This window comes from Labrenzia sp. ATLA3 (assembly GCF_057180185.1).
This window is the reverse complement of record NZ_JBXUKV010000001.1, coordinates 758978-771179: the sequence shown is the minus strand read 5'-3', so window position 1 is coordinate 771179 and position 12202 is coordinate 758978. Positions and strand designations below refer to the sequence as shown.

Below are 12202 nucleotides of genomic sequence, written 5' to 3'. Positions count from 1 at the left end.
CCTGTGGTTCGCTGAAGCATAACACAGCAGGGGAGTTTCGTATGAGGATTGCTTGTCTGGGCGGAGGACCTGCCGGTCTCTATTTCGCCATCTCGATGAAACTGCGAGACCCGTCCCACGAGATCGACGTGATCGAGCGCAATCGCGCCGACGACACGTTCGGCTGGGGCGTGGTGTTGTCTGATGAGACCTTGCAGAATCTTGCCGTCAACGACCCTGTCAGTGCCAAGGCCATCGGCGAGAATTTCGCCTATTGGGACGACATTGCCCTGCATATGCGTGGTGAACGTCTTGTCTCTACCGGGCATGGTTTCTGCGGTATCGGCCGTATGAAACTCCTGGTGCTCCTGCAGGAGCGGGCCCGGGAACTTGGCATCAACCTGAAATTTGAAACCGAGGTCGACAGCGCCGAGGACTATCGCAAGGACTACGATCTTGTGGTTGCCAGCGACGGTCTGAATTCCAAGACCCGGACGCTCTATCAGGACACCTTCAAGCCGGATATCGATCAGCGTCTGTGCCAGTTTGTCTGGCTCGGAACCCATCAGAAATTCGCTGATGCCTTCACCTTCATCTTTGAAGAAACCAAGCACGGCTGGGTCTGGGCGCACGCCTATCAGTTCGACGATGAGACCGCGACCTTCATCGTGGAGTGCACGCAGGAAACCTTTGATGCCTTCGGCTTTGGCGAGATGAGTCAGGAAGAGAGTATCCGGACCTGCGAGGAGATCTTCAAGGATCACCTTGGCGGCCATCCGCTGATGACCAACGCCAAGCATATCCGTGGTTCCGCCTGGATCCGTTTCCCGCGCGTCCTGTGCGAGAAGTGGAGCCATGAGAACGTGGTGCTGCTCGGCGACGCCGCTGCAACTGCGCATTTCTCCATCGGGTCCGGCACCAAGCTTGCCTTTGAATCGGCAATCGCTCTTGCGGAATATCTGCATACGGAAGCGGACATGGCCGCTGCCTTCAAGCGTTATGAGGAAGACCGGCGCCTGGAGGTGCTGCGTCTGCAGTCGGCAGCCCGCAATTCGCTGGAATGGTTCGAGCATGTCGAGCGGTATCTCCATCTCGATCCCGTCCAGTTCAACTATTCCATGCTGACCCGCTCCCAGCGTATCAGCCACGAAAACCTGCGTCTGCGCGACCCGAAATGGCTGGAGTCCGCCGAGCGCTGGTTCATGAACCAGGCGGGCGTATCACCGAACTCACCGGTGCGCGCGCCGATGTTCACGCCGTTCAAGCTGCGTGAAATGGAGCTGAAGAACCGCATCGTCGTCTCGCCAATGGCCCAGTACAAGGCTGTTGATGGTGCGCCGACCGATTGGCACCTGATCCATTACGGCGAGCGCGCCAAGGGCGGGGCAGGGCTCGTTTTTGTCGAGATGACCTGCGTCAGTGCCGAAGGCCGGATCACGCCGGGGTGCCCTGGCCTTTATGCGCCTGAACACGAGGCAGCCTGGAAACGGCTGACCGATTTCGTGCATGCCGAAACCGAGGCCAAGATCTGTTGCCAGATCGGTCATTCCGGCCGGAAAGGCTCAACACGGATCGGCTGGGAAGGCATGGACAAGCCTCTTGAAGACGGCAACTGGGACCTTGTGTCCGCATCCGCCATTCCCTGGTCGGACGGCAATGCGTCGCCGCGCGAAATTACGCTGGCCGAGATGGATGAAATCAAGGCCCAGTTCGTTTCTGCCGCCGAAATGGCCGAGCGGGCCGGCTTCGACATGATCGAGCTTCATGCCGCTCACGGTTATCTGCTGTCGTCGTTCATTTCGCCGGTTTCCAACGCGCGGACGGATGAGTACGGCGGATCGCTGGACAACCGGATGCGCTGGCCGCTGGAAGTCTTCAACGCCATGCGGGCCGTCTGGCCTGAGAATAAGCCGATGTCGGTGCGCATCTCCGCCTGCGACTGGGTGGGCGAGGAAGGCATCACGCCGGATGATGCGGTTGAAATCGCCCGCCGGTTCCGGGACGCCGGTGTCGATCTGGTCGACGTTTCCGCCGGTCAGACAACGCCGAAGGCACGTCCGGTCTATGGCCGCATGTTCCAGACGCCGTTCTCCGACCGCATCCGCAACGAGGGTGGACTGCCGACCATGGCTGTCGGCAACATCTACGAGGCTGATCACGCCAACTCGATCCTGATGGCGGGCCGGGCGGATCTTGTCGCCGTCGGCCGTCCGCATCTGGCAGATCCCTACTGGACGCTGCATGAAGCCGCCAAGATCGGCGACCGCAAGGCTACCGACTGGCCGCTGCCCTATCTTGCCGGCCGCGACCAGATGTGGCGTCTGGCCGACCGGGAAGCGGAGATGCTGAAGGTATGAGCGTCGAAGGTCGCCATATCCTTGTAACCGGTGGCGGCAGCGGCGTTGGCGCTGCCTGTGCCCACCTCTTCGCCGAAAAAGGCGCGAAGGTCACCATTTTCGGCAGGACGGAAGCAAGCCTTGCCGAACAGAAGTTGCCCTATCAGGTCTGCGATGTAACCGACACGCAGGCCGTCCAGGCGGCTGTCGACGCGGCCCGGCAGATGAACGGCCCTGTGGATGTGGTGATCGCCAATGCCGGTGCCGCCAGCAGCAAGCCTTTTGCCCGCACCACGGTGGAAGACTTCCAGGCCATGCTGGCGGTGAACCTCTTTGGCGTCTCCAATGTCTGGCAGGCGGCACTGCCGGACATGAAAGCAAGTGGCTGGGGCCGGATGATCGCAATTGCCTCTACTGCTGGACTGCGCGGCTATCCCTATGTCAGCGCCTATAGCGCCGCCAAACACGCGGTGGTGGGCCTGACGCGTTCGCTGGCGCGGGAGCTGGCCAGAACCGGAATAACGGTCAACGCCATATGCCCGGGCTTCATCGAGACGCCGTTGTTGCAGCGTTCCATCGACACGATTGTCGAAAAGACCGCTATGAGCCCGGAAGCTGCGGCCGATAGCCTGAAAGCGGATAATCCACAGGGACGGTTTATTCAGGTTTCGGAAGTTGCCGAAGCTGCTTTCTATCTGTGTTCTGATGGAGCCGTGTCCGTAAACGGCCACGCGCTGACACTTTCAGGAGGGGAGCTCTGATGGCGGAAACTGCAGAAAAACAGGAAGCCTTGTCCAAGACGCGCCTGCGTCTCTGGCTGAAGCTTTTGAAATCCGTCAATGGAATCGAGGCAGAGATCCGCCGGAACCTGCGTGACCAGCATGGCACGACGCTGCCGCGGTTCGATGTGATGTCTGCGCTTGCCCGGTTTCCCGATGGCCTGAAGATGTCGGAACTGTCGACGTTCCTGAAGGTGTCGAACGGCAATGTCACCGGCATTGTCGACAAGCTGACCGAAGAAGGCCTTGTCCTGCGCGTTGCCGTTCCGGGCGACCGGCGCGCCCAGGTGGCCCGTTTGACCCCCAAAGGCAGGACCGCCTTCGAGGAACTTGCCGCCCATCACGAAGCCTGGATCGATGAACTGCTCGAGGGCTGGTCGGCGGACGATATCGCTGCACTTTCGAGCCAGCTCGATCTGGTTCTGAAACGTCAAAGCCAGGAGGAGAGTGGCAATGCGAAGTGACGTGACGCATTTCAAATGTGAGATCGCCAACGGCATTGCGCGCATCGCGCTCGACCGACCCGAACGCAAGAACCCGCTGACCTTCGAAAGCTATGCAGAATTGCGCGACTGGTTCCGGGATCTCGTTTATGCCGACGATGTTCATGCGGTGGTGATCCTGCCGAATGGTGGCAATTTCAGCTCCGGCGGCGATGTTCACGACATCATTGGCCCGCTGACCAAAATGAACATGAAGGAGCTTTTGGCCTTCACCCGCATGACGGGCGATCTGGTGAAAGCCATGCTCAATTGCGGCAAGCCGATCATTTCGGCGGTGGACGGCATCTGCGCCGGTGCCGGTGCCATCATGGCCATGGCATCCGATCTGCGCGTTGCCACACCAGAGGCCAAGGTTGCTTTCCTGTTCAACAAGGTCGGCCTTGCCGGTTGCGACATGGGCGCTTGTGCGATCCTGCCGCGGATCATCGGTCAGGGACGGGCTGCGGAGCTGCTTTATCTCGGCCGCTCGATGAAGGCCGAGGAAGGTCATGCCTGGGGATTCTTCAACGCGGTGGTCCCGTCGGACGAGCTTGACCAGACGGCCATGGACATGGCCGGCCGTATTGTTTCCGGCCCGACCTTCTCCAATTCCATGACCAAAACCATGCTGGCGCAGGAATGGTCCATGGGGCTTGATCAGGCCATCGAAGCGGAAGCCCAGGCGCAGGCAATCTGCATGCAGGGCAATGACTTCCGCCGGGCTTATGAAGCTTTCGTCAAGAAAGAAAAGCCAGTTTTCGAGGGTGATTGATGTCGGATAAATCGTTTCTCCGCTGGCCGTTCTTCGAAGACCAACACTGGGGTCTTGCCGAGGACCTGGAGGTCTGGGCAGGCGCGCATCTGGCCGATCTCGATCATACGGACACGGACGCTGCCTGCCGGCATCTGGTCACGGCCCTGGGCGAAGCAGGCTTTCTGCAGCACAGCGGCGCGCCGGATGGCAAGCTGGATGTGCGCAGCCTCTGCCTCATCCGCGAAACCCTGGCCCGTCATGATGGTTTGGCCGACTTCGCCTTCGCCATGCAGGGGCTCGGCACCGGTGCCATTTCCCTGTTCGGCACGGACGAACAGAAAGCCGAGTGGCTCCCGCTGACGCGCAGTGGAAAGGCAATCTCCGCCTTTGCGTTGACCGAACCCCAATCCGGCTCGGATGTTGCCAACTCGACCATGACCGCCACCGACGATGGCGATGCCTATGTGCTCGACGGCGAAAAGACATGGATCTCCAACGGCGGTATTGCCGATGTCTATACCCTCTTTGCAAGAACCGGCGAAGCGCCTGGGGCGAAGGGACTTTCCGCGTTCATCGTGACGCCGGATCTCAAGGGCTTTGAAGTCGTTGAGCGACTGGAGACCATTGCACCCCATCCGCTTGCCACATTGCGTTTTACCGGTTGCCGCATTCCGAAAAAGAACCTGATCGGAACGCCGGGAGCAGGGTTCAGGATCGCCATGTCGGTTCTGGATATCTTTCGCTCAACGGTCGCCGCCGCCGCTCTGGGGTTTGCCCGCCGGGCGCTGGATGAGGCGCTTTCCCGGGTCACGACGCGTGAAATTCAGGGCTCGCCGCTGTTCGATCTGCAACTGGTGCAGGGGCATATCGCCGATATGGCGCTGGACGTCGATGCCGCCGCGCTTCTGATTTACCGAGCTGCCTGGACCAAGGACAGCGGTGCCCCACGCGTTACGCGCGAAGCCGCCATGGCGAAGCTGTTTGCGACCGATCAGGCGCAGAAAGTCATCGACAAGGCCGTGCAGCTTCACGGCGGTGACGGCGTGCGCTCGGGAATGCAGGTTGAAAAGCTCTATCGTGAAATTCGCGCCCTTCGGATCTACGAAGGGGCGTCGGACGTCCAGAAAATCATCATCGCGCGCCAGACCCTTGGCGCATTTCAGGGAGACTGATCCATGCTTGGTTCCTCCGCACATGTTGATACCTTCACCCGGGACAACCTTCCGCCGGAAGACAGCTGGCCCGACTTCCTTCTGGATGGGTTTCAGTATCCCGAACGTCTCAATGCGGGCGTCGAACTGACTGACAGGATGGTCGAAAAGGGGTTGGGAGATCACACCGCCCTGATCGGCAATGGCCGCCGCCGCACCTACAAGGAGCTTTCTGACTGGACCAACCGTCTGGCCAATGCACTGACCGAGGATCTGGGCGTAAAACCGGGTAACCGGGTGCTGATCCGGTCTGCAAACAACCCGGCCATGGTCGCCTGCTGGCTTGCCGCAACAAAAGCCGGTGCGGTTGTCGTCAACACGATGCCCATGCTGCGCGCCGGTGAACTTTCCAAGATCGTCGACAAGGCCGAAGTCGAATTCGCCCTTTGCGACACACGCCTCATGGACGAGATGGTTGCCTGCGCCAAAACCTCCTCCTTTTTGAAGAAGGTGATCGGTTTTGACGGGACGTCGAACCACGATGCGGAACTGGACCGGCTCGCGCTGGAAAAACCGGTGCTCTATGACGCCGTGCAGACCGGGCGAGACGATGTAGCCTTGCTGGGCTTCACCTCCGGGTCCACCGGCACGCCTAAAGCGACGATGCACTTCCACCGGGATCTGCTGATCATTGCCGACGGCTACGCAAAAGAGGTCCTGGGTGTTACGCCGGACGATGTGTTTGTCGGGTCGCCGCCACTGGCCTTCACCTTCGGTCTCGGCGGACTGGCGATCTTTCCGCTGCGGTTCGGTGCAGCGGCGACGCTTCTGGAAGCTGCGACACCGCCGAACATGATCGAGATCATCGAGAAATATAAGGCCACCGTCTGCTTTACAGCGCCGACCGCCTACCGGGTGATGTTGCAGGCCATGGACGAGGGGGCTGACCTTTCTTCACTGCGCGCCGCGGTTTCCGCCGGTGAAACCTTGCCGGCTCCCGTTTATGAAGCGTGGATGGCCAAGACGGGCAAGCCGATGCTGGACGGGATCGGCGCAACGGAGATGCTGCATATCTTCATCTCCAACCGCTTCGATGATCACAAGCCTGCCTGCACAGGCAAGCCTGTGTCCGGATACGAGGTTAGAATTCTCGACCAGGACGGCAACGACGTTGCTCCCGGGGAAGTGGGACGCCTTGCCGTGCGTGGACCGACCGGTTGCCGCTATCTGGCAGACGACCGCCAGGGCCAGTACGTGATCGACGGCTGGAACATCACCGGCGACAGTTTCTCCATGAGCGAGGACGGCCATCTGCACTTTGCCGCTCGCAACGACGACATGATCATCTCCGCCGGCTACAACATCGCCGGTCCGGAAGTGGAGGCCGCACTGCTGGCGCATCCGGCGGTTCAGGAATGCGCCGTCATCTCTGCGCCAGATGAGGAGCGTGGCGCCATCGTCCAGGCCCACGTGGTTCTCGTGGCTGGAGAGGAAGCGTCGGATGATCTTTCCAAAATTCTGAAAGACCACGTCAAGGCGACGATCGCCCCCTACAAGTATCCACGGTCGATTGTTTTTGCCGATACCTTGCCGAAAACGGAAACCGGCAAGATTCAGCGCTTCCGGTTGCGTCCGGACGCCTGATCAAAACTCCGCGTGGGGCACGCGGGAAAACAAGACAACAAGCCCCTTGCCGACCGTGCCGGAAAATGAAGCGCGGCGGTCCAAACTAAAAAAACGGGAACAGCAGGTCCAAAGACCAAGAGGAGCAGCACATGAAATTTGTAACATTGGCGGCGGCAGCCGCGCTGGCGATCGGCCTTTCCAGTGCCAACGCCGAGCCCGTGAAGGTCGGCATGATCACGACGCTGTCGGGCGGTGGTGCGGGCCTTGGCATCGATGCGCGCGACGGCTTCATGCTGGCGGTCAAACAGGCCGGCAACAAGGACCTTGAGGTGATCGTCGAGGATGACCAGCGCAAACCGGACGTCGCGGTTCAGCTTGCCGACAAGATGATCCAGTCGGACAAGGTCGACGTCCTGACCGGTATCATCTGGTCGAACCTGGCCATGGCCGTCGTGCCGTCCGTGACCGCTCAGGGCAAGTTCTACCTGTCGCCGAACGCCGGTCCGTCCGCACTGGCCGGCAAAGGCTGCAATCCGAACTATTTCAGCGTCGCCTATCAGAACGACAACCTGCATGAAGCCGCTGGTGCCTATGCCAAGGAAGCCGGTTTCAAGAAGACCTTTATCCTTGCCCCGAACTATCCGGCCGGCAAGGATTCGCTCACCGGCTTCAAACGCTATTATGGCGGCGAACTGGCGGGCGAGATCTACACCAAGCTGGGCCAGACCGACTATGCGGCCGAGTTGGCCCAGATCCGCGCGTCGGGCGCCGACAGCGTGTTCTTCTTCCTGCCGGGCGGCATGGGGATCTCCTTCCTGAAGCAATATGCCGACAGCGGCATCGATCTTCCGGTCGTCGGTCCTGCTTTCTCGTTCGATCAGGGCATCCTGCAGGCGGTCGGCGATGCGGCGCTGGGGGTGAAGAACACCAGCCAGTGGAGCAAGGACATCGACAACGATGCCAACAAGGCTTTCGTGGATAGCTTTAAAGCCGAATACGGCCGCCTGCCGTCGCTCTATGCGGCCCAGGGTTTCGACACGGCCAACCTGCTGCTGTCGGCCATGGCCAAGGCGGATGTGACGGACGCGGACGCTTTCCGGGCCGCTCTTGAGGCTGCGGATTTCCCGTCCGTGCGCGGCAAGTTCAGCTTCGGCCCGAACCATCATCCGATCCAGGACATCTATGTCCGTGAGGTGATCAAGGAAGGCGACGTCTACACCAACAAGATTGTCGGAACGGCCCTGACCGATCACGGCGATGCCTATTCGGACGAGTGCAGCATGTAAGGTATTGACCCAAAAGCCGGTGCAGGAAGCTGCACCGGCAAACGGGGCGGGGAACTCATGTCTCTGATATTGCTCATAGAGCAGGTACTGAATGGCCTGCAATTCGGCATCATGCTGTTTCTGATGGCCGCCGGGCTGACCTTGATCTTCGGCGTCATGGGGTTGATCAACCTTGCCCATGGTTCGCTTTACATGATCGGCGCCTTCTGTGCGGCGGCTGTTGCGGCTGCCACCGGATCCTTTCTGCTTGGCCTCATCGGGGCACTTGCCGGGGCAGCCATCGCAGGTGCCCTTGTCGAGCTGGTGGTCATTCGTCGGCTTTACACCAAGGACCATCTGGATCAGGTGCTGGCCACCTTCGCGCTGATCCTGATCTTTTCCGAAGGAACGCGCTGGATCTTCGGTTCCTTTCCCTTGTTTCTCAATGTGCCGGAGTTCCTGTCCGGCCCGGTTACGCTTCCGGGCGGCATCGAATATCCGCTTTATCGATTGACGCTGATCGCGGTCGGTCTTGCCGTTGCCATCGGCCTCTGGCTGCTGATTTCCAGAACGCGGCTCGGGGTGCAGATCAGAGCAGGGGAGAATGACCGCGAGATGATCGCGGCCCTCGGCATCGATATCGCCCGGCTCTACACCATCGTCTTCGCACTTGGCGCGGCACTGGCCGGGTTGGCCGGTGCGCTGGTCGGTGCCATCCAGTCGGTGCAGGTCGGCATGGGCGAGCCGGTGCTGATCCTGGCCTTCGTCGTCATCGTCATCGGCGGTATCGGTTCCATCAAGGGCGCGCTTGTGGGGGCCATCCTTGTCGGGCTGACCGATACGCTCGGCGGCATCTTTCTGCCCGAGCTCCTGAAGCTCTTTCTCGATCCGTCGACAGCCACCTCTATCGGCTCCTCGCTCGCCTCCATGGCGATCTATATCCTCATGGCTGCGGTGCTGATCCTGCGTCCTGCCGGTCTGTTCGGAGCGCGCGCATGATCCGGGAACGCTATCTCAATGCGCTGACACTGGCGTTGTTCGTCGCGATCCCATTCTGGGCGATCACGGCAGACGAACCCTTTACCATCACCCTGATGACGCGGGCCGTTGTCTTCGCCATTGCCGCCGTCGGCCTCAACATCGCACTGGGCCTTGGCGGACTGGTCAGTCTCGGCCATGCGGTATTCTTCGGTCTGGGGGGCTATGCCATGGGCATCCTAGCCTACCATGCCCAGAATTACACCGCGCTCACCGAATGGCCTTTCCTCATTGAAGGCACGAAGTCCATGCCGGTGATCTGGCTTGCGGCCATTGTGGTGTCTTCCCTTGCTGCGCTGGTAATCGGCATCCTGTCTCTCAGGACGGCAGGCGTCTATTTCATCATGATCACCCTGGCCTTTGGCCAGATGTTCTTCTTCTTTGCCATTTCCTGGGCGGAATACGGAGGAGAGGACGGACTGTCGATCTATGTTCGCAACGGGTTTCCGGGGCTCAATACGCTGGATCCGATCCAGTTCTACGGTCTTTGCCTGGGGCTGCTGTGCCTTGTGCTGCTGTTTGCATGGCGGCTGTCAGGATCTCCCTTCGGCCTCGCGCTCAACGCCGCCCGGCAGGTTCCCGTTCGAGTGGAAACAGCGGGTCTGGATCCGGTAAGGCTCAAGCTCGTTGCCTTCGTTCTCTCCGGTGCCATAACCGGTCTAGCCGGGGCATTGTTCGCCGATCTGAACCGCTTCGTCAGCCCGACGATGTTCAGTTGGCAGACCAGTGGCGAGATCATGATCTTCATCATTCTGGGTGGCGTTGGCCGCCTGTTCGGGCCTGTCGTCGGTGCTCTGGTTTTCGTCGCGCTGGAACACTGGCTCGGGGGGCTGAGCGACTTCTGGCACATCTATCTGGGATTGTTGTTGCTGGTCATCGTGCTCTTCGGCAGGGGCGGACTGATTGGCATGCTCTGCGGACGGGAGGCTGTTCATGACTGACGCTGTTCTGCAGACAAGCGGCATCTCCAAGAGCTTTGGTGCCTTGCGTGCCAGCAGGGACATTTCCATCGACCTGAAGCCTGGAGAAATCCACGCGATCATCGGCCCCAACGGTGCCGGCAAATCCACCCTGATCGGCCAGATCTGCGGTACGCTGAAGCCGGATTCCGGGTCGGTCCACCTGCTGGGCAAGGATGTCACGCATCAGCCGACTCGGGCCAGGGCGCGGGCCGGTTTGGGGCGAACCTTCCAGATCTCCTCGCTGTCCATGGAAGACACGGTTCTCCAGAACGTGCTGCTTGGCGCTCTGGGCGCCAGCGGTCGGCCCTGGCGGTTCTTCTCCAACGTGCTCAAGGACAAGTCCTTGCGCGAAACCGCCGAGGAGGCGCTGGCCCGTGTCGGCCTGTTGGACCAGGCACGCATGCGCACGGCAGAACTCAGCCACGGACAGCGCCGCCAGCTGGAAGTTGCCGTCGCGCTGACACAAAAACCAAAGGCGCTCGTGATGGACGAACCCATGGCGGGCATGGGCTCCGAGGGCTCCAAACTGCTGACCGGTTTTCTCGATCAGCTCCGCCACGAGGCGCCGATCCTGCTCGTTGAACACGACATGGACGCGGTCTTCTCGCTGGCCGACCGCATCAGTGTGCTGGTTTATGGCGAAGTGATCGCCACCGGCACGGTCGATGAGATCCGCGCCAACGCGGACGTCAAGGAAGCTTACCTGGGAGACGAAGCATGAGCAGTCTTCTGACACTGTCCAATGTGACGGCCTCCTATGGTGCCAGCCAGGCCTTGTTTGGCGTCGATCTGGAAATCGGCGAGGGCGAAGTTCTGGCCTTGCTCGGGCGCAACGGCATGGGCAAGTCGACCACGGTCAAATGCATCTGCCGGATGCTGTCCGCGCAAGGCTCGCTGGTGTTCGACGGGCAAGATCTTGCCCGTCTGCCAAGCCACAAGGCGGCCAGGCTGGGCCTTGGTCTTGTGCCGGAAGGCCGCCGCTGTTTCGGAACGTTGAGCGTCCATGAAAACCTGATTGCGGCAGCACGGCGTGGCGACTGGACCTTCGAGCGCGTGATCTCCATGTTTCCACGGCTTGGCGAACGGCGCGGTCAGCGGGCGGGATCGCTCTCCGGCGGTGAGCAACAGATGCTCGCCATCGGCCGCGCTCTGATGACCAACCCGAAGCTCCTGATCCTGGACGAAGCAACGGAAGGTCTTGCACCGGTCATCCGCCAGGAAATCTGGTCGGTGGTCCGCCAGTTGAAGGCCGAAACGGGCCTTGCGATTCTCGTCATCGACAAGTCGATCAAGGAACTGCGCCAGGTTTGCGACCGGGCGACGATCCTGGAACGCGGCACGTCCGTCTGGACGGGTGGTATCGACGCGCTGACTGACGACGTCACTGCCAAATACATTGGGGTTTGAGGAATGTTCCGGTTCGAGCAACCTATCTTGTTCAAGCATTGCGATCCGGCGGGGATCGTTTTCTATCCTCGCTATTTCGAGATGATGAACGATTGCGTCGAAGCCTTTTTCGACAAGGTCGCCGCATGGCCTTTCAAGGACATTCACAAGGTGGGAGCCGTGCCGACCGCCGAGATCCATACACGTTTCATCGCACCCAGCCGGCTGGGCGACCAACTGGTGTTCGACCTGAAACTGAACAAGGTCGGCCGCAGCAGCTGCGGCATCGAAATCTCTGCGTCCTGCGACGGCGAAGCACGTTTTCAGACCGAGCTTACTCTCGTCAACGTGGATAGCGGCGGCAGGCCGGAAGCATGGCCGGAACAGGTCAAACAAAGATTTCAGGACCAGTCGGCGTTCGCCTGAACGTGGACCGGTTCAACA

12 protein-coding genes are annotated in these 12202 nt (G+C 60.5%); all 12 read left to right on the top strand.

Annotated features, from left to right (window positions below; translation table 11 throughout):
- The first annotated feature begins 41 nt into the window (after nt 1-41).
- The 12 genes from AC2A6O_RS03460 to AC2A6O_RS03405 all read left to right on the top strand — a co-directional run bounded on the left by AC2A6O_RS03460 (nt 42) and on the right by AC2A6O_RS03405 (nt 12184).
- Entirely contained in the window at nt 42-2336 is a 2295-nt protein-coding gene (locus tag AC2A6O_RS03460) for a bifunctional salicylyl-CoA 5-hydroxylase/oxidoreductase (protein WP_498925736.1), read from the top strand.
- Nucleotides 2333-3076 carry an SDR family NAD(P)-dependent oxidoreductase gene (locus AC2A6O_RS03455; protein WP_498925735.1) on the top strand — a complete coding sequence of 248 codons (744 nt, stop codon included), beginning with the start codon at nt 2333-2335 and terminating at the stop codon, nt 3074-3076. The genes AC2A6O_RS03460 and AC2A6O_RS03455 overlap by 4 nt, the downstream gene beginning before the upstream one ends.
- On the top strand, nt 3076-3558 hold the full coding sequence (locus AC2A6O_RS03450; protein ID WP_498925734.1) for a MarR family winged helix-turn-helix transcriptional regulator: 483 nt from the start codon (nt 3076-3078) through the stop codon (nt 3556-3558). The genes AC2A6O_RS03455 and AC2A6O_RS03450 overlap by 1 nt, the downstream gene beginning before the upstream one ends.
- Nucleotides 3548-4348 (top strand): enoyl-CoA hydratase family protein, encoded by an 801-nt coding sequence (locus AC2A6O_RS03445; protein WP_498925733.1) that lies wholly within the window; start codon nt 3548-3550, stop codon nt 4346-4348. Before AC2A6O_RS03450 ends, AC2A6O_RS03445 begins: the two co-directional genes overlap by 11 nt.
- Nucleotides 4348-5502, top strand: a complete 1155-nt coding sequence (locus tag AC2A6O_RS03440; protein ID WP_498925732.1) for an acyl-CoA dehydrogenase family protein — start codon at nt 4348-4350, stop codon at nt 5500-5502. The genes AC2A6O_RS03445 and AC2A6O_RS03440 overlap by 1 nt, the downstream gene beginning before the upstream one ends.
- A 3-nt stretch (nt 5503-5505) precedes the next feature.
- Nucleotides 5506-7125, top strand: a complete 1620-nt coding sequence (locus AC2A6O_RS03435; protein WP_498925731.1) for an AMP-binding protein — start codon at nt 5506-5508, stop codon at nt 7123-7125.
- Nucleotides 7126-7256: 131 nt separating this feature from the next.
- On the top strand, nt 7257-8393 hold the full coding sequence (locus AC2A6O_RS03430; RefSeq protein ID WP_498925730.1) for an ABC transporter substrate-binding protein: 1137 nt from the start codon (nt 7257-7259) through the stop codon (nt 8391-8393).
- Between the two features lie 57 nt (nt 8394-8450).
- On the top strand, nt 8451-9371 hold the full coding sequence (locus tag AC2A6O_RS03425) for a branched-chain amino acid ABC transporter permease (protein ID WP_498925729.1): 921 nt from the start codon (nt 8451-8453) through the stop codon (nt 9369-9371).
- Nucleotides 9368-10351: a branched-chain amino acid ABC transporter permease gene (locus AC2A6O_RS03420; protein ID WP_148584425.1), complete on the top strand. Its 984-nt coding sequence runs from the start codon at nt 9368-9370 to the stop codon at nt 10349-10351. Before AC2A6O_RS03425 ends, AC2A6O_RS03420 begins: the two co-directional genes overlap by 4 nt.
- Nucleotides 10344-11093 (top strand): ABC transporter ATP-binding protein, encoded by a 750-nt coding sequence (locus AC2A6O_RS03415; protein WP_498925728.1) that lies wholly within the window; start codon nt 10344-10346, stop codon nt 11091-11093. The genes AC2A6O_RS03420 and AC2A6O_RS03415 overlap by 8 nt, the downstream gene beginning before the upstream one ends.
- A complete protein-coding gene (locus AC2A6O_RS03410) occupies nt 11090-11779 on the top strand; it encodes an ABC transporter ATP-binding protein (RefSeq protein WP_498925727.1) in 690 nt (229 codons plus the stop codon). Before AC2A6O_RS03415 ends, AC2A6O_RS03410 begins: the two co-directional genes overlap by 4 nt.
- 3 nt (nt 11780-11782) lie before the next feature.
- Entirely contained in the window at nt 11783-12184 is a 402-nt protein-coding gene (locus AC2A6O_RS03405; RefSeq protein WP_498925726.1) for an acyl-CoA thioesterase, read from the top strand.
- Nucleotides 12185-12202 lie beyond the last annotated feature (18 nt).